Source organism: Streptomyces sp. CC228A, assembly GCF_021390935.1.
Taxonomy (GTDB): Bacteria; Actinomycetota; Actinomycetes; order Streptomycetales; family Streptomycetaceae; genus Streptomyces.
On record NZ_JAJPUI010000010.1, the window covers coordinates 246,437 to 271,548 of the forward strand.

At 76.3% G+C, this 25,112-nt stretch carries 14 protein-coding genes and 4 pseudogenes; 7 read left to right on the plus strand and 11 right to left on the minus strand.

Features of this window, described 5'->3' with window-relative positions:
* Positions 1-460: 460 nt before the first annotated feature.
* Complete coding sequence (locus tag L6E17_RS25825; protein WP_079169345.1) at positions 461-1,162, minus strand: phosphoribosylanthranilate isomerase; 702 nt, start codon at positions 1,160-1,162, stop codon at positions 461-463.
* Positions 1,163-1,469: 307 nt separating this feature from the next.
* Positions 1,470-4,284 (minus strand): annotated as a pseudogene (locus L6E17_RS25830) (helicase-associated domain-containing protein).
* A gap of 858 nt (positions 4,285-5,142) precedes the next feature.
* Between L6E17_RS25830 and L6E17_RS25835 the strand changes: the two are divergent.
* On the plus strand, positions 5,143-5,340 hold the full coding sequence (locus L6E17_RS25835) for a hypothetical protein (RefSeq protein ID WP_236243092.1): 198 nt from the start codon (positions 5,143-5,145) through the stop codon (positions 5,338-5,340).
* 302 nt (positions 5,341-5,642) lie between these two features.
* Positions 5,643-6,266, plus strand: coding sequence for an HAD family hydrolase (locus tag L6E17_RS25840; RefSeq protein WP_236243093.1), 624 nt, complete (start codon positions 5,643-5,645; stop codon positions 6,264-6,266).
* On the opposite strand, the gene L6E17_RS25845 is transcribed toward L6E17_RS25840, so the two are convergent.
* Positions 6,236-6,493, minus strand: coding sequence for a hypothetical protein (locus L6E17_RS25845; RefSeq protein ID WP_236243094.1), 258 nt, complete (start codon positions 6,491-6,493; stop codon positions 6,236-6,238). The two genes, L6E17_RS25840 and L6E17_RS25845, sit on opposite strands and share 31 nt — an antisense overlap.
* 205 nt (positions 6,494-6,698) lie before the next feature.
* Here L6E17_RS25845 and L6E17_RS25850 point away from each other — a divergent pair, with 205 nt between their 5' ends.
* Complete coding sequence (locus L6E17_RS25850) at positions 6,699-7,082, plus strand: cold-shock protein (protein WP_236243095.1); 384 nt, start codon at positions 6,699-6,701, stop codon at positions 7,080-7,082.
* Positions 7,083-7,522: 440 nt separating this feature from the next.
* Here L6E17_RS25850 and L6E17_RS25855 read toward each other — a convergent pair whose 3' ends face one another.
* From L6E17_RS25855 to L6E17_RS25870, 4 genes are all read right to left on the minus strand, one after another.
* Positions 7,523-8,383: a 1,4-dihydroxy-6-naphthoate synthase gene (locus L6E17_RS25855; protein ID WP_236243096.1), complete on the minus strand. Its 861-nt coding sequence runs from the start codon at positions 8,381-8,383 to the stop codon at positions 7,523-7,525.
* Between the two features lie 6 nt (positions 8,384-8,389).
* Entirely contained in the window at positions 8,390-8,911 is a 522-nt protein-coding gene (locus L6E17_RS25860; protein ID WP_374109150.1) for a futalosine hydrolase, read from the minus strand.
* 540 nt (positions 8,912-9,451) lie between these two features.
* Positions 9,452-9,934 (minus strand): DUF2771 domain-containing protein, encoded by a 483-nt coding sequence (locus tag L6E17_RS25865; protein ID WP_236243097.1) that lies wholly within the window; start codon positions 9,932-9,934, stop codon positions 9,452-9,454.
* A 45-nt stretch (positions 9,935-9,979) separates the two neighbouring features.
* Positions 9,980-11,347 carry an MFS transporter gene (locus L6E17_RS25870; RefSeq protein ID WP_374109148.1) on the minus strand — a complete coding sequence of 456 codons (1,368 nt, stop codon included), beginning with the start codon at positions 11,345-11,347 and terminating at the stop codon, positions 9,980-9,982.
* A 1,022-nt stretch (positions 11,348-12,369) separates the two neighbouring features.
* Between L6E17_RS25870 and L6E17_RS25875 the strand changes: the two genes are divergently transcribed.
* A complete protein-coding gene (locus L6E17_RS25875) occupies positions 12,370-13,290 on the plus strand; it encodes a DUF3027 domain-containing protein (protein WP_236243098.1) in 921 nt (306 codons plus the stop codon).
* 174 nt (positions 13,291-13,464) lie between these two features.
* Here L6E17_RS25875 and L6E17_RS25880 read toward each other — a convergent pair whose 3' ends face one another.
* Positions 13,465-14,115 (minus strand): NADPH-dependent F420 reductase, encoded by a 651-nt coding sequence (locus L6E17_RS25880; protein ID WP_236243099.1) that lies wholly within the window; start codon positions 14,113-14,115, stop codon positions 13,465-13,467.
* A 223-nt stretch (positions 14,116-14,338) separates the two neighbouring features.
* Here L6E17_RS25880 and L6E17_RS25885 point away from each other — a divergent pair, with 223 nt between their 5' ends.
* A complete protein-coding gene (locus L6E17_RS25885) occupies positions 14,339-17,449 on the plus strand; it encodes a sacsin N-terminal ATP-binding-like domain-containing protein (protein WP_374109149.1) in 3,111 nt (1,036 codons plus the stop codon).
* A 501-nt stretch (positions 17,450-17,950) separates the two neighbouring features.
* On the opposite strand, the gene L6E17_RS25890 is transcribed toward L6E17_RS25885, so the two are convergent.
* A complete protein-coding gene (locus tag L6E17_RS25890; RefSeq protein ID WP_236243100.1) occupies positions 17,951-20,380 on the minus strand; it encodes an HAD-IC family P-type ATPase in 2,430 nt (809 codons plus the stop codon).
* A gap of 666 nt (positions 20,381-21,046) precedes the next feature.
* Here L6E17_RS25890 and L6E17_RS25895 point away from each other — a divergent pair.
* Positions 21,047-22,381, plus strand: a complete 1,335-nt coding sequence (locus L6E17_RS25895) for a family 43 glycosylhydrolase (RefSeq protein ID WP_236243101.1) — start codon at positions 21,047-21,049, stop codon at positions 22,379-22,381.
* 277 nt (positions 22,382-22,658) lie between these two features.
* Here the strand turns inward: L6E17_RS25895 and L6E17_RS25900 are convergent.
* Both L6E17_RS25900 and L6E17_RS25905 read right to left on the minus strand, forming a co-directional pair.
* A pseudogene (locus L6E17_RS25900) lies at positions 22,659-22,970 on the minus strand (MerR family transcriptional regulator); the annotation flags it as partial.
* Between the two features lie 21 nt (positions 22,971-22,991).
* Positions 22,992-23,521 (minus strand): annotated as a pseudogene (locus tag L6E17_RS25905) (LysE family transporter); the annotation flags it as partial.
* A gap of 311 nt (positions 23,522-23,832) precedes the next feature.
* Here L6E17_RS25905 and L6E17_RS25910 point away from each other — a divergent pair.
* Positions 23,833-25,112 (plus strand): annotated as a pseudogene (locus tag L6E17_RS25910) (DNA repair protein RadA); the annotation flags it as partial.

Genomic DNA, 25,112 nt, shown 5'->3' on the forward strand with positions numbered 1-25,112 from the left:
GCAGGTCGACGCGTGCGGGGCCCGACGGCTGCCCGAGGGACGGGCCCACGGGCGGTACGGACGGACCGCGGCCCTCGCGGACGCCCGCGCAGGCCCCCGCCGCCGGCAGGAGCAGCGCGCCCCGCGACAGGACGCAGGTCCGCGACCCACCACGCACGGCACACGGTCCGGACGGGCCGGTACGGCACTCGGCCGGGATCCGCCCCGTACCGGACGGACGGAACACCGCGGTACGGCCCCGGGTGCCGGTTCCGCTCGACGGACCGCCCCGGGCGCATGCGCCGCGCAGCCCGCGGGTCGGCGCCGCGATCCGGTGCCCGCCGCGGCCCGATGGCGGCGCGAGCGCCGCTGCTGCACGGTCGGGCCCTCGCGGAGCCGTACGGCCTGCCGCCGGACGACCGCGCGGGACGTCCGCCGCGGGCCGGGGACGCGGTCCGCGCCGCGGCCACCGCGGTCCGGGTCAGACGAGGCGGTCGCCGCCGTCGATGTCCTCGAAGGCGCGGCGCGCCTCGGCGATGAACTTGGCGACCTTGGCGCGGTCCTTGCGCCCGTCGGGACCCTCCAGACCCGTGTGGGCGTCGACGGCGGCGGGCCGCACGGCGCGGATCGCGTCCCCGACGTTCTCCGGGTTCAGGCCGCCCGCCATCATCAGCGGCTTCGGGGAGCGGCGGACGAGCTCCGCGGAGACGTTCCAGTCGTGGGTGAGGCCCGTGGCGCCCTTGGCACCGGTCTTCGGGTCGAAGGTGTCGGTGATGTACATGTCGACGTACGGGTGGGTCTCGTCGACGAGCGCGAGCAGCTCCTCGGCGTTGTCCTCCTTGACGACCAGGGACTTGAGGACGAACAGCTCGGGGCGCAGCTCCTTGAGGCGCCGCAGCTCCTCGGTCTCCACGTCGCCGTGGAGCTGGACGGCGACGACGCCGAGCTCGTCGCAGAAGGCGCTGACCTCGTCGGCCTTCGTCAGGTAGCTGATGAGGACGCCCGCGTGGGGGGCTTCGAGGCCCTTGATGATCGCGGCGGCGTCCTGCTCGGGGATGTCGTCCTTGCCGGAGGGCAGCCGCAGGGCGAAGCCGATCCAGTCGGCACCCTCGCCGATGATCATGTCGGCCTCGGCCGCGTCGATGATGCCGGCGACCTGGACGAGTTTGTTCACGGTGGTCACGAGAATTGTCCCCCAGACAATTGGTTTTCTGCGCTACTATGGGAGTTGAATATTGCAGAAACAACACGTGGATCTGTAGGAGATCTGACGTAGGCGTATGCGGAGAGCGCACACGGCGAAACCCGAGATGCGCCCTGAACAGGGAAGATCGCGGGCCGATATCGCCTCGCCGGCATCAGAAATTTCCGACACAGAAAACGTAGGCGCCGGTCGGGAATAACGTCAAACGATTCAGCTTCGGATTATCGAATGGGCCCATCGGGAAAGCTGGACCCCCCATGACGGGGGCCCGGCCGGTGAATTCCCGTCAGGCGTCCGCCGGGGCGTCGTCGGCCAGTTCGGCGACACCCGTGATGCGGTGCAGGGGGTAGGTGCGGACCTCGTCCGCCGTGTGGTCGTACGCCGTGACGAAGCCGCCTTCGACACGGACGGGAGCGATGACGCGCTGGCTGGCGGCGCCGTCGGCATTGACGTACCCGATCCACACGGCCGTGTTGGTGAGGGCCGCGGCCTGGACGGTGGCGAGGGTCTCGGCGGGCGAGGTGCGGGGCAGGTCGCCGGCGCCGGTGCCGGCGGCCGCGGGCTCCGGCTTGCGCGGGGCGGTGGCGGCGCGGTCCCCGGCGCGGATGGCGTGCACCGCGGCGCCCAGGAGCGTGGCGTCGGGCACGGGCGGCCCGTCGGGCACGGGGACCGGTGCGGTGCGGGGCGGGGTGCGGTGCGCGTCGGCGCGGGCGATCACGACGTCGCCCTCCGCGGACTCGGCCGCCGGGGCGTACCCCAGGGCGCGCAGCCCTTCGAGGAGCGTCGCCGGGTCCGCCGCGGCCGCCAGGACGGTGGGCGCGAGGCGGCGCAGCCCCAGGGGGCGGAGCGGCGGTCGGCGAGGATCTCGCCCAGCAGGGCGTCGTCGTCGCAGCGCAGGTAGGAGGAGGCGGCACCGACGCGGAGGTGGCCGTGCCTGCGGGCCACGTCGTCGACAAGGTACGTCAGCGGTTGCGGGACCGGGGTGCGGGAGTGCTCGGTGAGGAAGGCGTGCAGCTCGGCCGCGGTGCGCCCGGCGTCGAGGGCGCGCCGCACGGAGGCGGGCGTGAAGCGGTAGACGGTGGCGCCGCCCTTGGACTCCACGTCGGCGAGCACGGCGAGGGCGTCGGCCAGCGGCCGGCGCAGGGGGCCGGGCGCGACGGCCGTCAGGTCGGCCTGGAGCAGGACGTGGTCGACGGGCTCCGGCAGCAGCGGCGCGAGCAGGGCGACGGCGGCCTCGGCACCGCCCGCCGCCCGGGCCCCCGCCGCACCACCGGCCTCAGAGACACCGCTGGCACCGCCGACACCCGCCCCCATGCCACCCCCGGCACCCCCGGCACCCCCGGCACCCCCGGCACCCCCGGCAGCAGCACGAGCACCATCACCAGCGGAAACGGAAACGGAAACGGACGCCTCCGCACCTGCGGGAGCCTCAGCCCCGCCCCCAGCGCCACCTCCGGCCGCCACGAGAGCCCCCACGGCCCCACCTGCCCCCGCCCCTTCCCCGGCCACGGCGTCGGCCCCGGCCACGGCGTCGCGGCTTTCCCGGCCCGCCCCGCTCTCCCGCCCCTCCCTGCCTTCCCGGCCCTCCCCGACCAGCGCGCGGCCGTGCGCCGACAGCGCGCCGCGGCCCGTCATGCCGAGCAGTTCCGCCTCCTCCAGCGCCCACGTCGCCAGCCGGGCCCGCAGGTCCGCGCCCGTGCCCTGGGCCTGGCGCAGCGGCCGCTCCCACCGCAGCCGCGCCAGCACGGACTCCGCCTCCGGGGCGCCGCCCGCGGGCAGCGCGGCCAGCAGTCCCAGGACCCGGCGGCGCACCTCGGGCGCGGCGCCCCGGTCCAGGTCCGGGCCCAGCGCGGACAGGGTGCGGCCCTTGGCGTCCTGCCCGCCGACCAGCCCCGGCGTGCGGGTGGCCGCGAGCCACACCTGCGCCAGCCGCACCCAGCGGCGCGCGGCGGCAGGTCGCGCCACTCGTCGTACGCGGGCGTCGGCGCGTACCGCTCGTCGGCCTCGCCGTCCGAGGCGAGCAGGCCCGCCGCGTACGCGAGCTCCAGCCAGAAGGCGGCGACGCGTTCGGAGACGTCCAGCAGCGCGGCGGTGCGCCGCAGGTCCCGCACCGACAGCCCACCGGCCCGCAGCACGGGCGGTCCGCCCTGGTCCCACGCCTTGAGCAGCTCCTCGACGGTGGCGAGCGCGGTGTGGGCCTGCCCCGCCGCGGCGTTGTCCACAACCTGTGGACGGTACTTCCGCACCGGCTCCACGGCGGGCGGCAGCGGCTGCGGCTCCCGGTGGGCCCGCCCGCCGCGCAGGTGCAGCGCCGCCTCACGCGGCAGGACGACCATGCGGGCCGACGCGGGCAGCAGCAGCCCCCGGTCCCGCAGCCACCGCACGGGCGGGGTGGGGCTCGCGGTGACCTCGCCGTAGGGCGGCCCCCACACGAGCCGGTCCAGCACGGCGAGCGCTTCGACGGGCGCCTCGTCCAGCAGCGCGGCCATCCGCTCCCGGTCGGAGAAGAGGGCGCTCAGCGCGGCGACGGCGGACACCGGGTCATGGGTGGAGGGCAGCCCCAGGGCCTGCAGGATCTCCTGGAGCCGCTGGGGCGACATCCCTGACGTGGCCTCGGCGACGGTCGGTCCGAGCCCGGTCGGCGACGGGTGCCGGGGCGAGGGCGTCAGCAGCTCCCGCGCCGTCCGCACCAGGCGCAGCCGGTCGTCGTCGCCCCACACGAGGGCCTGGTCGCGCAGTGCTCCGACGGCCCGCGGCAGTGCGGCCGCGACCTCGTCGTCGCCTCCGTCGCCCGCCATGAGGGCGAGCAGCACCTCGTACGGCGCCGGGTCGGGCGCCACCGCGAGGGCCTCGGCGGTCTGGAGCGCGAACCGGTCGAGCCGTTCCAGCGCCCGTACGACCGAGGCGCGGGTCCCGGCCCGGGTGGCGAGCTGCGTGAGGTCGCCTGGCACGGGCGCCAGCAGGTCGGGCCGCGCCCGCAGCAGCGCGGCGAGCGCCTCGTCGTCCCGGCCCCGCAGGGCCGCGGCCAGGGTGCGGGGCGCCGCCGTACCGCCGTGTTCCTCGGCCACGTGCGCCTCCCTCTCCCGCTCGCCGGTCGTCATCCGGACCACGTTAGCCCCTGGCCCGGGCCGAGGCGCTACCGTCGAGGGGCGTCGGCCGCGGAGGGGTGCAAGGGCCTGTGGACATCGAGAGCGACCAGCTGGTCTTCGACTACCTGAGCCGGGTGGGCGACCTGGCGCAGCAGCGCCAACTGCCCGCGAAACAGCGGATGAACCTCGTGACGTCGCTGCGCACCGAGATCGCCCGCCGCCGCGAGGGCGGCGCGGACAACCCGGCGTCCGTACGGCGTGTCCTGGCGGGCCTGGGCACGCCGGAAGCGGTGGTGACGGCGGTGGCGAGCGGCGCGCTCGCCGTGCCGGAGCAGCGCACCACGAGCACGCCCCGCCCCGCGGCCGAGGCGGCGGGCTCGGCGGACGCCCGGGCCGGACGCCCCGAACCGGAGTGGTGGCGCGTGGACACCGCCGCCGGGGCGGCCCCCGCCCCGGGCCGTGCCCCCGACCCGGCGGCGGCGACGGACCTGTTCGCGGCGGGCCCGGTGCCGGGTTTCCTGGGCGGCGTGGAGATCCCCGACATCCTCGAACCCCCGGAGAAGGACGAGGACGGCACCGAGGGCACGGCGGCCGACCCTGCGGGGAGGCCGCCGGCCGGCGGGCGCTGCTGCGCAGGCTGCCGCTGCCCCGCCGCAGCAGGGCGCAGGCCGGTACGGCACCCGCGGAGGCCCCCGCCAAGGAGCCGGCCCCGCCCGCGAAGCTCCGCGCGCACCTGCGCAACCCCCTGCTGCTCGTGGCGGCTGCCCTGCTGGTGGCGGGTGCGGCCTTCGGCTCCTGGCTCGCCCTGGGGGCGGCTGGGTCCTGGCGTACGCGTCGGGGAAGCTGAGCCGCGCGCAGGCGAAGTGGGCGGTGTTCGGCCTGCCCGGCGTGGCGGTCGCGGCCGGGGGCCTGTGGCTGTGGGGCCGCCTGACCGGCCGCTGGGGCGACCCCGTCCCGGCCGGCGGCTCGGGCCTGACGGACGCGATGGCGGCGACCTGGCCGTGGGTCGTCCGCGCGGCCGCCCTCGCCTCGGCCCTGTACCTCGTCTGGCGCTCCCGCCGCACCTGACCGCGCGGCCGCGCCCGCACCGTCACCCACCCGGTCGGAGCCGCCCGGACGCCGCACACACCCGGTCCGAGCGGCCCGGCTCCCCCGCACACCCGGCCCGAGCGGACCCGCACCCCACACACACCCAGCCCAAGCAGACCCGAACCCCGCGCACCCAACCCGGGCAACCCAGGTCCCTCGCCCGCCCTCCGGGCAACCCGGCTCCCCCGCGTCAGGTCGCGTCAGTCGGGACTCGGCCACTTCCGGGGGCGCGGCCTGCGGAGGGGCCCGGACGGCCCTTGCCCCCTCGGCAGAATGGGCCCATGACACTCACTGTGGGTTTCGACCTCGACATGACCCTCATCGACTCACGCCCCGGTATCCGGGCCACCTACGTGGAGCTGTCGGCACGCACCGGGGTGCGGATCGACGCGGATCTGGTGGTGTCCCGGCTCGGCCCGCCGCTCGAACACGAGCTCGCACACTGGTTCCCGGAGGAGCGGATCGCGGAGATGGCGGCCGCCTACCGTGAGATCTACCCCACACACGCCATCCACCCGTCGCCCGCGCTGCCCGGCGCCGAGGACGCAATTCAAGCCGTTCGCGCCGCGGGCGGCCGCTCCATGGTCGTCACCGCGAAGAACGCGCCGCACGCCACCCTGCACCTGACGCACGTGGGCCTGAAGCCGGACACGGTGGTCGGCAGCCTGTGGGCGGAGGCCAAGGCGGAGGCGCTGCGGGCCCAGGGCGCCCGGGTGTACGTGGGCGACCACCTGGGAGACATACGCGGCGCCCGGGCCGCGGGCGCGCTCGCCGTGTCGGTGACGACCGGACCGTACAGCGAGGACGACCTGCGGGCGGCCGGCGCGGACGTCGTCCTGCCTGACCTGACGGCGTTCCCCGCCTGGTGGGCGGCCTACGCCGAGGGCGCCGACGCCCTGGCCTGACGGCGCTGCGCGGCGATCGAGCGCAGCACGCCCGCCCCGGCGATCCCGAACCCGACCCCCATGAGCATGCACACGCCGTAGGCGATCGGGGGGAAGGGCTCGGTGCCCAGGAAGAGCGGTGCCATGGTGACGAGAGTGGCGACCGCGCCGATGATGAAGACGACGGCGCCGACGCGGATCAGGCCGTCGCCGGGCGCGGCGGCACCCGCGGTGGTTTCACTACGCATTCGGCCAGGGTAGTTCCCAGGCCGGAGGAACAAACCGGCGGCGTCTTGTCAGCCGGGCCGCGACCATTAGCCTTGATGCGCCAGGGGTCCCCCCTGCTCGGTCGCGGCGGTGAGCTCGGGGGAGGCCCCGGGTGACCCGCCGCGGTGCAGTGAAGAGCCGTTTTCCGATGGCGTAACCCGACGAGTACGAAGACGAGGACAGGACGTGCCTACCGGCAAGGTCAAGTGGTTCAACAGCGAGAAGGGCTTCGGCTTCCTCTCCCGCGACGACGGCGGTGACGTCTTCGTGCACTCGTCGGTGCTCCCCGCCGGAGTGGACGTCCTGAAGCCGGGGCAGCGTGTGGAGTTCGGCGTGGTCGCGGGCCAGCGGGGCGACCAGGCCCTGTCCCTGACGGTCCTGGATCCCACACCGTCGGTGGCGGCGGCGCAGCGGCGCAAGCCGGACGAGCTGGCGTCGATCGTGCAGGACCTGACGACGCTGCTGGAGAACATCACCCCGATGCTGGAGCGGGGCCGCTACCCCGACAAGGCGCACGGCGCGAAGATCGCGGGCCTGCTGCGGGCCGTCGCGGACCAGCTCGACGTCTGACCAGGCGGGCAGCCGCCCGCACCCGCCCGGCCCCCGCGGCCGCGCCCCGCACGGGCCGGCCGCGGGGGCCGCGGCGTACCCGCCCGTACCGCCTCGGGCCGCGCCCCCGTGGAGGGCCCTGGTCCCGGGGCGCCGCCCGACGACCGACCGCCGCCCTGCCCGCGGCCGTACGCACCGTCGCGGCCGCACGCGCCGTCGCGGCCGTACGCGCGGTCGCGGACGCCCCGTCCGCGGGGCGCCGAGCGACCGTGCGCGCGGACGGGCCGAGCAGCCACCGAGCCGGACACCGCGCAGGGATCGCGGCAGGCGGGGGCCGGGCGGCCGCCCGCCCGCCGGCAGGGCTGTGAGGCCCGCCAGGGAGTCGCCACCCGACGGCCCCGGGCGGCGCCGCAGCCCCCGCGCGCCGCGCTGCGGCCCGTCCCGGCCGGGAGCCGGGCGCGTCAGGGCAGCCGGAGGGCGTGCGGGGAGAGCTGCGGGACCAGGCCGCCCGCCGCGGCGCGGTCCAGGAGCGCGGTCACCGCCGCGCGGCCCTCGTCGCCGAGGTCCTCCGTGTACGCGTTGACGTACAGCTCGATGTGGCGGGCCGCCACCTCGGGGTCCATCTCCTGGGCGTGGGCGCGGACGTAGTCGCGGGACGCGTCCGGGTCGGCCCAGGCCGCGCGGACCGACGCGCGCGCCGCGTCCGCCAGCCGCCGCAGCGCCGCCGCGCCGAGCGAGCGCTTCGCGACGATCGCGCCCAGCGGGATCGGCAGCCCCGTCTCGGCCTCCCAGTACGCGCCCATGTCGGCCAGGCACGACAGCCCGTACTGCCCGTACGTGAACCGCGCCTCGTGGATGACGAGCCCGGCGTCCACGCGCCCGTCGCGGACCGCGGGCATGATCTCGTGGAACGGCATCACGACGACCCGGCCCACTCCCCCGGGCACCGCCTGCGCCGCCCACAACCGGAACAGCAGGTACGCCGTGGAGCGCTCGCCCGGCACCGCCACCGTCCGCCCCGCCAGGTCCGCCCCCGTCCCGGTGCCGGGCTCGCGGGTGAGGACCAGCGGGCCGCAGCCGCGGCCCAGCGCGCCGCCGCACGGCAGCAGCGCGTACCGGTCCATGATCCACGGCAGCACCGCGTACGACACCTTCAGCACGTCCGGGCCGTCGTCACCGCGTTCGGCGATGCCGTTGGTGACGTCGATGTCCGCGAAGGTGACGTCCAGCCGGGGGGCGTCCGGGACGAGCCCGTGCGCCCAGGCGTGGAAGACGAACGTGTCGTTCGGGCAGGGGGAGTACGCGATGCGGGTGGCGTCCAAGGGTGCTCAGTCCTCCACGAAGACGGTCGTGCTCAGCGGCTCGAACGCCGCCCGCAGCGCGTCCAGGGCCTCGGGTATCCGCCACGCGGCCCGGTCGCGCGGGCCCACGGTGTTGGAGACGGCCCGCAGCTCGACGGCGGGCACGCCGTGCGCGGCGGCGGCCTCCGCCACGCCGAAGCCCTCCATCGCCTCCGCGCCCGCGCGCGGGTGGCGGGCGGCCAGCTCGGCGGTGCGGGCGGCGGTGCCGGTCACCGTGGACACGGTCAGCACGGGCGCGACGAGGCACGGCGGGCCCGCGCCGCGCAGCGCGGCGGCGAGGCGGGCGGTCAGGGCGGGCGGCGGTACGTGCACGGATCGGCCGAAGCCGAGCCGCTCGACGGGCAGGTAGCCGTCGGGCGTGTCGGCGCCCAGGTCGGCGGCGACGATCGCGTCCGACAGGACCAGGGACCCGACGGGGGCGTGCGGGGCGAAGCCGCCGCCGATGCCCGCCGAGACGACGAGGTCGTACGGGTAGGGCGCGGTGGCCAGGGCGGTGGCGGCGCCGACGGCGGCGGCGGCCGCCCCACCCCGGCGGCGAGCACGTCGACGGCGGGCGCGGCGGCGCCGGTCAGCCGGGAGAGGGGCAGCGCGGCCACCCGGCCGTCACGGCCCGGCCCGCCCGCACGGGGATCGTCCACGGGGGCCGATCCGTCCGCGGGCGCGGCGGAGCCGTACGCGGGGGTGGAGCCGTCCGCGCGGGTAGAGCCGTCCGCGCGGGTGGTGGAGGGGCCGGGTGTGGGGGCGGAGGCGGAACGGGGGCGCCGTGCCCGTCGGGGGCGGGGGCGTCGCTGCCGGTCGTGCCGGCAGGGCCCTCGGCCGGGGCGGCGGAGGCCCGTCCGCGCGGCACCGGGCCGCCGGGCGCGCCGGAAACCTGCTCGCCGGGGGCCGGGCGCAGCCCGGTGAGGAGGTGGCTCGTCACGGTGTGCCCGCTGGGCAGCGGCCACGACGACCGGGTGCCGCAGCCGACCAGTCCGCGGGCGACGGCGGAGCCCTCCGCCGCCACCGCGGTCACCACCAGGACGCGCAGCGTCACACCTTCTTGAAGGTGAAGCGGTAGACGCCGATCGCCTTGTTCTTCTGCGTCTCCAGGATGGTGACGTCGACGCTGTCCGCGGTCTCGCCGCCCATCGGGTTGTTGAAGAACGGGCTGGCGTTGATCGTGCGGTACGTCTTCTTGTACGGCTCCTGCTCCGCGGGCTGGCCGTTGATCAGCAGCGTCCAGCCGTTCTCGGCGATCTCGGGGTCCACGCCGAGGCGGATCCGGTCGTCCAGGGACACCTCGACGACCTCGCCGGCCTTCGCCCTGACGCACTTCTCGACCTGGGACTCCTTGAGGCCCCCGGTGTCGTAGCAGCCGGAGGCGGCCTCGGTGTGCACCGAGTCGGTGCCGACCGTCACGGTGGCGAGCGGCGTCGGCTTATCGCAGGCGGAGAGGACGAGCAGGCCGGCGGAGACGGCACCCAGAGCGACGCCGGCCCGGCGGGCCCTTCCGGAGAGGAACGCAACGGTCATGGGGCGAAGGCTATCGGGCCCCGCCGCCGGGGGCGCGGGCGGGGCTCACCCGACGCGCGGGTGCCGCCGCGCACGGCGGTACCGGAACCGGCCGCCGCGCGGCCGCCCGCCCCCGTCCGGGCCACCGCCGTCCCGGCCGCGTCCCTGCACCTGTCCCTCCCCGTCTCCCTGCCCGTCTCCGGTCCCCTGCGCGTTCCCCTGCCCGCCTCCCCGCCTGTGTCCCTGCCCGCTCCCCTGCCCGTCTCCCTGCCCGTGCTCGCCGCCGTGCCGGGCCGCCGCCGCCAGGCCGCGTCCCGCGACCGCCACCCCGGTGGCGGGGAGGGCCGCGGCGACCACCATGCCGAGGGTCGCGTCGAGGGGCAGCACGATGCCGACGGCGCCCCCGGCGACCCACGCCATCTGGAGCAGCGTCTCCGAGCGGGCGAAGGCGGAGGTGCGCACGGACTCGGGCACGTCCCGCTGGATCAGCGCGTCCAGGGACAGCTTGGACAGGGCCTGGGCCAGCCCGGCCACGGCGGCCAGCGCGGCGACGGCGATCCCGCTGAAGAAGGCGGCGGCGAGGATCGCGGCGGCCAGCAGCACCGTCAGCATGGTGGCGATGATGGCCTCGGGAGCGCGGGCCTTCAGCCAGGCCCCGACGGCCGTCCCGCAGGCGTTGCCGGTGCCCGCCGCCGCCCCCACGACCAGCATCGAGACGGCGGCGCTCTGCCCGTCGAGGGGGTGCACCCGCAGCAGGAACGCCAGGAAGAAGATCAGGAACCCGGACAGCCCGCGGATCGCCGCGTTCGCCTGGAGGGCGTGCAGCACCGCCGGGCCGACGGTCCGCAGGCCGGGCTTCCGCTCCCCGTGCAGCAGGATCTGCGCCCTGCGCTCGCCCCGCGCGGAGTCGACCTTGTGGGGCAGCGTGAACGCCAGGACGGCACCGGTGAGGAGCACGATGCAGGCGCCGTACAGCGGCCACTCAGGGCCGATCGTGTTCAGTCCGATGCCGACGGGTGCGGCGGCGCCGGTGGCGAGCAGCCCGGCGAGGGTGACGCGGGAGTTCGCCTTCACCAGGGAGAAGTGCGGTGGCAGCAGCCGGGGTACGACGGCGGATCTGACCACGCCGTACGCCTTGGACGCCACCAGCACCCCGAGCGCGGCCGGGTACAGCTCCAGTCCGCCGGTGGCGACGGCGCCGGACAGGATCAGCGCGAGCACGGCGCGGACGGCCATCGCCCCGGCCATGGCGGCGCGGCGGCCGTGCGGGACGTGGTCGAGGAGCGGGCCGATGACGGGCGCGAGGAGGGTGAAGGGCGCGAGGGTGACGGCCAGGTACAGCGCGACCCGGCCGCGGGCCTCGTCGGTCGGGACGGAGAAGAAGACGGTGGAGGCGAGCGCGATGGTGATCATCACGTCGCCGGCGCTGTTCACGGCGTGCAGCTCGATGAGTTTGCCGAGCCCCGACTCGCCGGCGCCGTGGGCGTGGGTGGCCCGGCGGATACCGCGCGCCGGGGCGGTTACCGGCAGCGGCAGCGCCCGCGCGACCCGCCGTGCCCGCGCCCCCGCACCGACCCGTGCGCACCGCCCCGCACGTCGGGCCCCGGCACCGGTCCCCCGGAACCGGGCAGGGACGCGGGGCCGACGTCCGGGGTGTCCGGCCGCCCGGCCGCCCCGGCCTCGGGCCGGGGGCTCCGGTCGGCGGCCTCGGGCCGGGAGCCCTCCTCCGACGCCTCGGGCAGGGAGCCGTCCTCCGACGCCTCGGGCTCTGACGGCTCGGGCTCTGACGGTTCGGGCTCTGGCACCTCGGGCCGGGGGCCGGGAGCCGGCGCGGCGGGCTGAGGAGCGCGGTCCGCGGCTTCCGCCGCCGACTGCCCGGGGCCCGGGGGCGTCTCCGTACCGGCCGCCGGCGGAGCAGTGTCGGCCTGCGCGCCCGGCCTTCCGGCGCCGGAAGCGGCGGCGGCGCATCCGGCGGCGCATCCGGCGGCGGGCCCGGCACCCGGTACCCCGGGCGTTTCCGGCGGCCCGGGTGTCGGGGCCGCGGGGCCGTCCGGCCGTACGGGACGGGCGCTCGCCGCACGGGCGCCGGCCGGGGGCCCGCGGCGGCGGGCGCCTCGGCGGGGGTCCGGGGACCCTGGGGACGGCCGTGCGCGTACCACGTGGCCATACTGCCTCAGAGTGCCGCACTCGTCCCGTCCGCGAGCCGCTGTGGGGGCCACTTGAGGCGGGCGTGTGGGCCCCGGGCGGCGAAGGGGGTAGCGTGCGTAGCGCGCCACCGGCGGAAAACGCTCGGCCGCGCGCCTCTTCGGCATCCCGCAGAATGGATGACATGAGGTGTGCCCGAGCACGTCGGGCGTGGACGTCGATGCGGTCCTGGGGTCCGCTCCGTCCGTCGCTCGTGCTGTCGCGCATCGGCCGGCGCACCTATGACACGGCGTAGGAGAGAAGCGAGACCTGTGAGTGCTGCGACGACGCGAAGCCGTACCCGGCGTACCCCCGCCCTCGACCGCCTGTGCGCCGAGGCGGTAGATCTCGCCCGGGAGGCCGCGCAGGAAGCGGCGGCGCCGGGCTTCGTCGGGGAGCACGTGGAGGCGGTGTCCGAGGGGGACCGCGTCGTCACGCACTTCTTCGAGTGCCTCCAGCCGGGCTACCGGGGCTGGCGCTGGGCGGTGACGATCGCCCGCGCGTCGCGGGCCAAGAACGTCACCGTCGACGAGACGGTGCTGCTGCCGGGCGGGGACGCGCTCCTCGCGCCCGAGTGGGTGCCCTGGAGCGAACGCCTCCGCCCCGGTGACCTCGGGCCCGGCGACCTGCTGCCCACCGAGGCCGACGACCTGCGCCTTGAGCCCGGCTACACCGGCGAGGACGAGCCGCCGCCGAACGCGGCGGTCTCCTCCGAGATGGCGGAGCTGGCCGACACGGAGGACGCAGAGTTCGTCACCCGCATCCCCTCCCGGGGCGCGATCTCCGCGGTGGCGGAGGAGCTGGGCCTGCGCCGGGCGCGGGTCCTCTCCCGCTACGGGCTGCACGTGGCGGCCGACCGCTGGGAGGAGGCCTTCGGCGCGAAGACACCGATGGCGCAGGCCGCGCCGGCGTCCTGCGTGTCGTGCGGCTTCCTGGTGCGCCTGGGCGGCTCGCTGGGCCAGGCGTTCGGCGTCTGCGCGAACGAGTTCTCGCCCGCGGACGGGCGGATCGTGTCCCTGGACTACGGCTGCGGCGGCCACTCGGAGGCCGCGGTCATGCCGAAGCCCCCGCGCCCGGCTCCGCCGGTGCTCGACTCGATGGCCTCGGACGAGTTCCCCCTGCGCCCCGCGCGGGACAGCGGTTCCGTCCCGGAGGTCCCGGACGCCGAATCCGAGGACCTGGGCCACAGCTGAACCGTCCGGCTGACCGGAGCCCCCGGTCCGGGGCCGCGCCCGCACGGGGTGGGCCCGCCGGGCGGGCCCCGGTCAGCACGTGAGGTGTCAGCCCGCTCGCGGTCAGCGGACTCGGGGTCAGCGGACTCGCGGCCACTGGGCTTTGTCTGCGGGACGCCGGGTAGTGCGCTCCGGTCACGGGACGCCGGGCAGCGGCCTCCGGTCAGTGGGTGCGGGGACCACGCGGATGTTGAACACGTGGGTGCCCAGACCGTGGGCGATGCCCATGAAGAGCAGGGCGAAGTGCTCCTGTCCGCGTGCCGTGGTGATGCCGCCGATGTCCAGCTGGGACTCCGGGGGCCAGCCGAGGTCGGTGAGGAGTCGGCCGGCGGCCTTCTTGGCCTCGGCGTCGTCGCCGGAGAGGAAGACCGTGCTCGGCCCGGCCAGACCGGCGGGGTCGACCATCGCGGCGCTGTCCATGGTGCACAGCGTCTTGACGACGGGGGTCCGGGGGAACGCCTCCTGGATCTGTTCGGCCAGGCTGCTGTTGGGGTGCGAGAGCTCGGTGTAGTCGTCGGAGAGGCCGACCCCGACGTCGATCAGCGGGGTCCCCGCCAGCGCCGGCGCCCCGATGGAGCGCAGCAGCTCCAGGGAGACGTTCCCGGGGGTGGCGTTGACCAGCACCTCCGCGTGGGCCGCCGTCTCGCTCAGCCCCGCTACGGGGAGGCCGAGACCTGTCCGCTCCTCGGGGCGGCGCGAACCGAGGAGCACGTCGTGCCCTGCGGCGCTCCAGCCCTGGGCCAGCGCGCGGGCGACGTTGCCGGTGCCGAGTAGTCCTATACGCATGCCGCGACGCTAACTCCCGTCCCTGCTCGGGCGGATCGGTCCGCGGACCTAGGCGGGACCGGCACCGGAGGCGTAGTTCCGTGGCCGCCCCGGCCCTGCCCGGGGACGCCGCCCGCCGGCGCGCTCCCGTGGGCACCAGCCGGGGAGCGCGCGCCGAGCCGGTGCGGGGGCGCGGTACCTTCGGCGCGAAGGGTCACCATGTCGAGCAGGATCGGAGCACATCGTGAGCGTGAGGGCGACGGCCGAGGCAGCCGACCCGTTCGGGACCGCGCGGCTGCGGCGCGGTGTGCTCGACGCGTGGGGCGCGGGCCCCGCACGGTTCCGTGAGGACGCCAACGCCGAGGAGGAGCTCAGCCTCGGCGGCTACCGCGACCGCCTCGTCGTCGAGTTGGCCCAGAACGCCGCCGACGCCGCCGCCCGCGCCCGCGTCCCGGGCCGCCTCCGGCTCACCCTGCACCCCGCGGACGCGGCCGGGCCCGCCGTCCTGGCCGCCGCCAACACCGGCACCCCGCTCGACGCGACGGGCGTCGAGTCGCTGTCCACCCTGCGCGCCTCCGCCAAGCGGGAAGGGCACGAGGGGGCCGTGGGACGGTTCGGTGTCGGCTTCGCCGCCGTCCTCGCCGTCAGCGACGAGCCCGCCGTCATCAGCCGGCACGGCGGCGTGCGGTGGTCCCTGGCCGAGGCCCGCGAGATGGCCGCCGACGCGGCCCGGCACAGCCCCGGGCTCGGCGACGAACTGCGCCGGCGCGACGGCCACGTGCCGCTGCTGCGGCTGCCGCTGCCCGCGGAGGGCGCACCGCCGGAGGGCTACGACACCGTCGTCGTCCTGCCGCTGCGGGACGCCGCCGCCGTCGACCTCGTGGAACGGCTCCTCGAAGGCGTCGGGGACGCCCTGCTGCTCACCCTGCCCGGCCTCACCGAGGTCGTGGTGGAGACGCCCGGCGGCAGCCGCGTCCTCACCCGGTCCGTCGACCCGGACGACCCCGCCTCCATCCTGGTCGCCGACTCGGAGCGCGGCACCGCCCGCTGGCGGACCGTCACCCGCAGCGGGGCGCTCACGGCGGAGCTGCTGAAGGACCGGCCGGTGGAGGAGCGGCTGCGGCCCCACTGGTCGGTCACCTGGGCCGTGCCCGTCGACGGCGAAGGCGCCCCGCTGCGCCCCGGGACGGCGCCCGTCGTGCACGCACCCACCCCCACCGACGAGCCGCTCACGCTGCCCGCCCTGCTGATCGCGTCCTTCCCGCTGGACTCCACGCGCCGCCACCCCGCGCCGGGGCCGCTCACCGACTTCGTCGTGGCGCGGGCCGCCGACGCGTACGCCGAACTGCTCGCGCAGTGGCAGCCGGTGTCGACCGGGACCGTCGACCTCGTGCCGGGACCGCTCGGCAAGGGCGTCCTGGACGGGGCGATCCGGGGCGCCGTGCTGGAACTGCTGCCCCGGGTCGCGTTCCTGCCACCGGCCGTGCCGTCCGAGGACCTGACCGCCCTGCGGCCGTTCGAGGCCGAGGTGGTCGAGGGCGCCGGCGCGGACACCGTCCGGGTGCTGGGCGAGGTACTGCCGACGCTGCTGCCCGCCGGTCTGGAGCGGCGCTCCGAGCTGCGGGCCCTCGGTGTGGCGCGGCTGCCGCTGGGCGACGCCGTCGACCGGCTGGCGGGCGCGGAGCGGGACCCCGCGTGGTGGCACCGGCTGTACGAGTCGCTCGCGGGCGTCGACCCGGACCGGCTCACCGGCCTGCCGGTGCCGCTCGCCGACGGCCGCACCACCATCGGGCCCCGGCAGGTGCTGCTGCCGGGGCCGGACACCCCGGCGGACCTGGCGCGGCTCGGGCTGAAGGTCGCGCACCCGCAGGCCGCGCACCCCGTCCTGGAGAAGCTGGGCGCCCTGCCCGCCACCCCGCGCGCCGTCCTGACGACGCCTCAGGTGCGGGCGGCCGTGGCGGCGTCGATGGACGACGACACATGGGACGAGGACGCCCTGGACCCGGAGGAGCTCGCCGAGGTGGTGCTCGGCCTCGTCCGCGAGGCCGGTCTCGCGCCCGGCGACGAGCCGTGGCTCGGCGCCCTCGCCCTGCCCGACGAGGACGGCGAACTCGCCCCGGCCTGCGAACTCGTCCTTCCCGGCGGCCCCTTCGCCTCCGTCATGCGCGAGGGCGAGCTTGCGCTGTGCGACGCCGAGTGGGCCGACCGCTGGGGCGAGCAGCCGCTCGCCGCGTGCGGGGTGCTGGCCGGCTTCGCGCTCGTACGGGCCTCGGACGTGGTCCTGGACCCGGACGAGCTGGAACCGCGCGACACCGACTACGCCGAGCCGGACGACGTGGGCCTGCTGGACGCGGTCGACGTGTGGTGCGAGGACGTCCTCGACCGGCTGCCCGAGGCCCCCGTGCCGCCCGTCGCGACGGAACTCGTCGCCGTACGGGACCTGGAGCTCGTCGACGACGACCGGTGGCCGCAGGCGCTGGCGCTGCTGGCGCAGCCCCCGCTGCGGGACGCGCTCACGCAGCGGGTGCGGGTGCTGCTGCCGGACGGGACCACGGAGTCGGTGCACTCGTACACCGCGTGGTGGCTGCGGGACCACCCGGTCCTCGGCGGCCGCCGCCCGGCGGGCCTGCGGGCGGCCGGTGCGGACCCGCTGCTGGAGGGCCTGTACGAGTCGGCCGACACGGCGGGCTTCGACGACGTGCAGGTCCTGCACGCGCTGGGGGTGCGGACGTCCGTGGCGGCCCTGCTGGACGAGCCGGGCGGCGCAGCGGAGCTGCTGGGGCGGCTCGCCGACCCGGACCGGCAGGTCACGGGCGCGCAGCTGCACGCCCTGTACACGGCGCTGGCCGATCTCGACCCCGAGCAGGTGACCCTGCCGGACGAGCTGCGCGCGGTCGTCGACGGCGAGGTGCGGGTGGTGGACGCCGCCGACGCGGTCGTCGCCGACACGCCGGACCTGCTGCCGCTGACCGCGGGTCTGCCGCTGCTGCCGGTCGCCCCGTCCCGAGCGGCGGACCTGGCGGAGCTGCTCCAGGTGCGGCGGCTCAGCGAGTCCGTGGAGGCACCGGTGGAGACGGAGGGCGAGGAGCACGAGGTGCCGGAGTCGGTGCACGCGCTGCTCGGCGCGGCGACGCCGGAGACGTACGTCGAGCACGACGAGCTGGTCGTCGCCGGGGGTGTCGAGCTCGACTGGCGCCGCACCCCGGACGGCGTGGTCCACGCCGCCACGCTGGAGGGCGTCGCGGCGGGCCTGGCGTGGGCGGCGGGGCAGTGGCCGCGCCGCTTCGAGGTGGCGGCGCTGCTGGAGGACGCGTCCCGCACGGCCGAACTGGCCCGCGACCGCTGGTTCGACTGAGCGCGGCCGGCCCCCTGCGCCCGCCTCCGGCAAGGCCCCGCCCCCTCGCGCACCGCAGGCGGCGGGGCCGGGCGCAGGCGGTCTGACACAGGCGGCGGGCCGGGAGCGGCGGTCTGACGCAGGCGGCGGGTGGCGGGCGCAGGCCCCGAGCCACAGCCCGGCACCCCCACGGCGGGCGCATGAGCTGGTCCGCAGCCGGGCACCCACACGGCGGGGCGCACGAGCCGGTCCGCAGCCCGGCACCCACGCGGCGGGCGCGGACCGCCTACCGGTGCCCGGCACCCACACGGCGGGCGCAGGCCCCGAGCCACAGCCGGGCACCCACGCGGCAGGCGCACGAGCCGGTCCGCAGCCGGGCACCCACACGGCGGGCGCGGACCGCCTACCGGTGCCCGGCACCCAGGCGGCCGGGCGCAGGCCCCGAGTCACAGCCCAGCACCCACACGGCGGGCACAGGAGCCGAGCCACAACCGGGCAGGCGCAGGGGTCGGGCGGGTCCGGCTATGCCGGGAAGCGGCGGCCCACCCACCGCCACGCCGCCTCCAGCAGCACGGCGGCGGCCGCGGCGATGCCGACGGCGGCCCACGGCATGGTCGTGCCCACCAGCTTCAGCGCGAAGAAGTCCTGCAGCCAGGGCACGACCAGCACCAGCAGGAAGCCGCTGCCCATCGCCGCAACGAGGGCGATCCTCCACCACGTGTACGGCCGGGCGACGATCGCCAGCACCCACAGGGAAACGAGGAACAGCGTCACCGTGGCCGCGCTGGTCTCGGCTTCGAGCGCGCCGGGCCCGCTGTAGTGGTGCCCCGCGACGGTGTACGTGGTGAAGGTGGCCGCGGCGGCGATGAGCCCCGCGGGGATCGCGTACCGCATGACGCGGCGCACGAAGTGGGGGCGGGCCCGTTCCTTGTTGGGGGCGAGCGCCAGGAAGAACGCGGGCACGCCGATGGTGAGCGTGGACAGCAGCGTCAGGTGGCGCGGCAGGAACGGGTACTCCATCTGGAAGGCCACCACCAGGATCGCCAGCAGCACCGAGTAGACCGTCTTCGTCAGGAACAGCGTGGCCACCCGCGTGATGTTGCCGATGACCCGGCGTCCTTCGGCGACGACGGACGGCAACGTGGCGAAGCTGTTGTTGAGCAGCACGATCTGCGCGACGGCCCGGGTGGCTTCGGAGCCGCTGCCCATGGAGACCCCGATGTCGGCGTCCTTCAGGGCCAGCACGTCGTTGACGCCGTCACCGGTCATGGCGACGGTGTGGCCGCGGGACTGGAGCGCGCCGACCATGTCGCGCTTCTGCTGCGGGGAGACGCGGCCGAAGACGACGCCGCCCTCCAGTTCCCGCGCCATCGCGTCGCGGCTCTCGGGCAGGCGGCGGGCGTCGACGGTGCGGTCGGCGCCGGGCATGCCGAGCTTGGTGGCGACGGCCCCGACCGAGACGGCGTTGTCCCCGGAGATGACCTTCGCGTCGACGTCCTGCTCCGCGAAGTAGGCGAGGGTGTCGGCGGCGTCGGGGCGCAGCCGCTGTTCGAGGACGACGAGCGCGCACGCCCGCGCTTTGCGGGCGACCTCGGGGTTGTCGAGGTCGCCGCCCGCGGCGACCTGCGCCAGGAGCAGCACCCGCAGCCCCTGCCGGTTGAGGTCCTCGGTCTCGGCGAGGGCGGGGTCCCCTTCGGGCAGCAGCACGTCGGGGGCGCCGAGGAGCCAGGCGCTGCTCTGGCCGTCGCCCTCGCTGAAGGCGGCGCCGCTGTACTTGCGGGCGGACGAGAAGGGGAGCGCCTCGGTGCAGCGCCAGTCGTCGCTGTCGGGGTAGGCGTCGACGATGGCCTGGAGGGAGGCGTTGGGCCGCGGGTCCGCCTCCCCGAGGGCGCCGAGGACCTTTCGTACGTATGCCTCGTCCGCGCCGTCGAGGAGGTGCAGCCCCGTCACGTCCATGCCGCCCTCGGTGAGGGTGCCGGTCTTGTCGAGGCAGACCACGTCGACGCGGGCGAGGCCCTCGATGGCGGGCAGTTCCTGCACGAGGCACTGCTGGCGGCCGAGCCGGATGACCCCGATCGCGAAGGCGACGGAGGTCAGCAGCACCAGGCCCTCGGGGATCATGGGGACGATGCCGCCCACCGTCCGCGCGATGGAGTTCCTGACGTCGGCGTCCTTGACGACGAGCTGGCTGATCACCAGCGCGATGGCGGTGGGGACCATCATCCACGTGACGTACTTGAGGATGGTGGAGATGCCGGAGCGCAGCTCGGAGTGGACGAGCGTGAACCGGGACGCCTCCTCCGCGAGCTGGGCGGCGTACGCCTCGCGGCCGACCTTGGTGGCGGTGAAGGCGCCGCCACCGGCGACGACGAAGGACCCGGACATGACGGTGTCGCCGGGCTGCTTGAGGACGGGGTCGGCCTCGCCGGTGAGCAGCGACTCGTCCACTTCGAGGCTGTCGGCCTCGGCGACGGTCCCGTCGACGACGACCTTGTCGCCGGGGCCGAGCTCGATGAGGTCGCCGAGCACGATGTCCGAGGTGGACACCTCGGTGGGCGCCCCGTCCCTGCGGACGGTCGGCTTGGCCTCCCCGATGACGGCGAGCCCGTCGAGGGTCTTCTTCGCCCGCAGTTCCTGGATGATGCCGATGCCGGTGTTGGCGACGATGACGAAGCCGAAGAGGCTGTCCTGGATCGGCGCGACCACCAGCATGATCACCCAGAGGACGCCGATGATGGCGTTGAAGCGGGTGAGGACGTTGCCGCGGATGATGTCGGCGGTGGAGCGCGAGGACCGGACGGGTACGTCGTTGACCTCGCCCCGCGCGACCCGCTCGGCCACCTCCGCGGTGGTCAGCCCGCCCGGCCGGTAACCGGGCGGCGCCCCCGGCCCGCCGCTCCGGTCCGGCCCGTCCGCGGCTCTGTCGTCGTCGATACCCGCCCACTGCGTCATGGTTCCGACGGTACCGGCGGGACGGCGGGCGGCACCTCTCGAACACCTCGAAGATCCGACCCTGGTAGGACCCGTCTCCCCCCGCGGACCTACGGGCCCCGGCCAGACCGGCCCCCGCGGACCTACGGGGCCCCGGCCAGACCAGCCCCCTCCGCCCTCCGGGACGCACGGTCCTCCGGGCCGTACGGCCCTACCGGGCGCCTCGCGCGGAGGAGGATGGCGCGCAGGCGGGCGGTGCGCAGGCGGGCGGCGCCTCGTAGCGACGTGGGGCCCAGGGCCGTGGCGCCCAGGGCCGTGACGTGGAGCGCTGTGGCGCGGAACCGGGCTCCTCGTGCGTCGTTCGTCAGGGCACGCGACCGACAGCGAAGGAGCGGCCCCCATGCTGCCTTCCCCACGGCCTTCCCCGCAGCCCTCCGGGCAGACCTCCCCGCGGTCCTCCCCCCAGCCCGCCACCCGACCCGGCATCCGGCGCGCCGCGCAGCCCGCCGCACCGCCGTTCTCGCGGCAGCCCGCCCCGCAGCGTGTGGGGCGGCTCTCCCTCCGGCGCCTCCTCCGACACCTCCTGCGGCTGTCCGGAAACCGCCGGCCGCCCCGGACCTCTCCGCCCCGCCGTCCGCCGACCGGTACCCCGTGCGGGCGCCCTCGCCGCGGCGGCGGGTCCGGCCGGTGCCGCGCCTCGCCGCGGTCCTCGTGCTTCCGGCCCTCCTGGGAGCCGCCGCCCTGGACCCGGCGCAGGCCGGCACGGTCGCGGGCGGCCCGGTGCTCGCGCAGAACTTCCCGGACCCGGACGTGGTGAAGGTGGGCGACACGTACCACGCGTACGCGACGAGCACGACCGGCAGGAACGTCCAGCACGCCACCTCCCGCGACCTGCTGCACTGGACCGTCGGCACCGAGGACGTCCTGCCCGTGCTCGGCAGCTGGGTGGGCGAGCCGGAGCACCGCGTGTGGGCGCCGGACGTCTTCGCCCACGACGGCGGGTTCACCCTGCACTACACGGCGCACGACCGCGCCTCCGGGCGGCAGTGCATCGGCGCGGCCGTCGCCGCCGCGCCGTCCGGACCGTTCCGGCCGGTCGGGGACGGCCCGCTCGTCTGCCCGGCCGAGGACGGCGGGGCCATCGACGCCGCCGGGTACGCGGAGGGCGGCCGGCGGTACATGCTGTGGAAGAGCGACGGCAACTGCTGCGGGAAGGACACGTGGCTGCACCTGCAGCCCGTCTCGGCGGACGGCACCCGCACCACGGGCCCGGCAGTCCGGCTGTTCCGGCAGGAGCTGCCGTGGGAGGGCGCCATCGTCGAGGCGCCCACGCTCGTCCGCCGCGACGGACGGTACGTGCTGTTCTACCCGGCCGGGTCGTACGGAGCGGACGGCTACGCGACCGGGTACGCCACGGCCGACGCCCTCGCCGGCCCGTACACGAAGGGGCCGGAGCCGCTGCTCACCACCGACTCGCTCGCGGGCGCGGTGCGCGGCCCCGGCGGGCAGGACGTGGTGACGGGCCCGGACGGCCGGGACCGGATCCTGTTCCACGGCTGGGACGCGGACCACGGGCGCCGCTTCCTGTACGCCGCCGACCTGGGGTTCGCGGACGGCCGCCCGGTGGTCAGGGGCAGCCGGGTGCGCCACCAGGCGGAGGACGCCCGGGTGCACCGGGCGCTGGTCCGGGACGCGCGGGGCGCGTGGGGCGGCCGGGCGGTGGGGCACATCGACCACGCCGACAGCTCCGTGGAGTTCCGGGTGTTCGCCGCGTCGGCCGGCCCGCACACACTGGCGGTCCGCTACGGCAACGGCTCCCTCGGCGAAGGCGGCGCCCCGCTGGCGGCCTCGCACGACCTGTGGGTGAACGGCGAGGACAGGGGTGCCGTGCGCTACCCGTACACGGGCTGGGACGACTGGCGCACCGTCGAACGGCCCGTCGTCCTGCGCGAGGGCTGGAACACGCTCCGGCTGGCGAAGGGACTCCACTACACGGAGCTGGACGCCGTGGAAGTGGGCTGACACCGGAGCCCGACGGCAGAGCGGGACCCGGGCGCCCGACGGCGGCGGGGGCGGTTCCTGGCGGTCCGGCGGAGGGCGGTGCGGCGGAGTACGGCGGGGCCGAGGGGGGTCCGGGAGAGGGCGGTCCGGGAGAGGACTGGACGGGGAAGAGCGGCGCGGAGAGGGCTGCTCGGCGGAGGGCGAACCGGGAGCCCGGAGAAGGCCAGCCGTCAACCCCACTTCTGGCGGTCGCCGCGGTCGCAGGCCGCGGTGGTCAGGCAGGCCGTCCCGTCGTGCAGGCACTCCCCCGTGGTACGGCTGCGGCCGCCTCGGCCACCGCCGCCTCCAGGTCGGCCCGCCGCAGCCGCAGCATGACGCGCAGCTCGTCGGCGCCCACCTCGCCGTCCACGATCGCCCGCACCTGGTCGAGCGTGAAGCCGAGGTCCCTTGAGCGCGATCACGCGGCTGAGCCGGGCGAGCTGCCCGGCCTCGTAGTACCGGTAGCCGCTGTGCGGGTCGACCCGGCGGGCTGCAGCAGTCCCACGGCATCGTAGTGCCGCAGCATCCGGACGGACACGGCGCCGTGGGCGAAGTCTCCGATGGTGAACATGACGCTCCTTACGGCACCGCCTCACACCGTGTCAGGGTCAAGCACCACGGCGAAGCCGAGGAACAGCGCGCCCGCCGCCGAGGTGGCCCCCGCGGACAGCCGCCTGCGGCGCCGGAACGTCGCGGCCAGCTTCGTGCCGCCGAATATCAGGGCGCTGGCGGTAGAGGACGCCATACGGGGCTACGTGCCGAGCACGACGAAGGAGGGCGGTGCAAGGTACGCCGGATCCGCACGAACTGCACGAAGAAGGCGACGAAGAACAGATCGCCTTGGGGTTGACCAGGCTGAGTCACGACGAGGGCGCGACGGAAGGGGCGCTCCTGAGCCGCGCGGCGGCGGACGGCGCGCCCTCTTCCGGGTCCGCGTCCCGCCGGGTGCGCCACATGCCCCACGCGGCCCGCAGCATGCCGACGGCGAGCCACGTCAGCAGGTAGCCGGCGCCCACGTACTCCGATCCCGAACAGCAGGGCGTTGGCCTGGAGCAGGGAGGCGACGCCCGCCGCCGACAGGGTCATCAGCACCGTGTCCCCGCACCAGACGCCGGCCGCGGCGTGGTCGCAGAGCACCGACAGGCAGTAGGTGAACAGGCCGTCGAGGTAGGGCTCGTACCGGGCGGGCGGGCTCTGCGCGAGCGTACGGGACCCGCTCCGGGGCGCACGGCGCTACGCCCGGTGTGCGCCGGTGGTGTACGTAGGGGTTCCCTTGGGACCCGTCCCGCACTTTAAGCCTTACGGGTGAACGCGTCCTCGAAAGAGGGCAGCGGCCTTGCCTCCGCCGCCGGTGCACCGCTATAGGCCACCCGGCCGGGCCGGGGCTGTCCGCGGGCCGGAGGCTGTCAGTGGGCACCGCTACGGTGTGGCGCATGGCTGCCCGTACGAAATCGTCGAAGGACGGCCGTCGTACCGCTGCACGGAGTGCGGTTGGACGACGGTCAAGTGGCTCGGCCGCCGCCCCGAGTGCCAGGCGTGGGGGACGGTCGAGGAGTACAGGGCGGCGCCCGCCGTCCGCACGACCGCGGCGGCCGGTGTCGGCCGCCGCGCTGCCCATCGCCCAGGTGGACGGGCGGCAGGCGACGGCCCGTGCGACGGGGGTCGACGAGCTCGACCGGGTGCTGGGCGGGGGTCTGGTGCCGGGGGCGGTCGTGCTGCTGGCGGGCGAGCCCGGGGTGGGCAAGTCGACGCTGCTGCTGGACGTGGCGGCGAAGGCGGCGAGCGAGGAGCACCCCACCCTGTATGTGACGGGTGAGGAGTCGGCGAGCCAGGTCCGGCTGCGGGCCGACCGCATCGGGCGCTGCACGACCACCTGTACCTCGCGGCCGAGACGGACCTGTCGGCGGTGCTGGGGCACCTCGACGCGGTGAAGCCGTCGCTGCTGGTCATGGACTCGGTGCAGACGGTGGCGTCGCCGGAGATCGACGGGGCGCCGGGCGGCATGGCGCAGGTGCGGGAGGTGGCGGGCGCGCTGATCCGCGCCTCCAAGGAGCGGGGCATGGCCACCCTCCTGGTGGGCCACGTCACGAAGGACGGTGCGATCGCGGGACCGCGGCTCGGACGAGGTCGGCTGCTTCGAACTGCACGACGAGGGGATCACGGGGCTCGCCGGCCCAGCGGGCTCTTCTGACCCGCCGCGCGCCGGTGCCGGGCACGTGTCTGACGGTGACGCTGGAGGGGCGGGCGTCCGCTGGTGGCCGAGGTGCAGGCGCTGACCGTGGACTCGCAGATCCCCCTCACCGCGGCGGACGACGTCCGGCCTGGAGACGTCCCGGGTGTCGATGATGCTGGCGGTCCTGGAGCAGCAGGGGCGGATCAGCGCGCTGGGCAAGCGGGACATCTACAGCGCCACGTGGGCGGGGTGAAGCTCTCGAGCGGCCGCCGACCTGGCGGTCGCGCTGGCCCTGGCCTCGGCCGCGAGCGACACGCCGCTGCCGAAGAACCCCGTGGCGATCGGCGAGGTGGGGCTCGCGGGCGAGGTCCGGCGCGTGACGGGCGTCCAGCGCCGCCTCGCCGAGGCCCACCGCCTCGGCTTCACCCACGCCCTGGTCCCCGGAGACCCGGGCAAGGTGCCACCCGGCATGAAGGTGACGAAGTCGCCGACATGGGCGACGCCCTGCGAGTCCTGCCGCGCTCCCGCAGGGCGGCACGG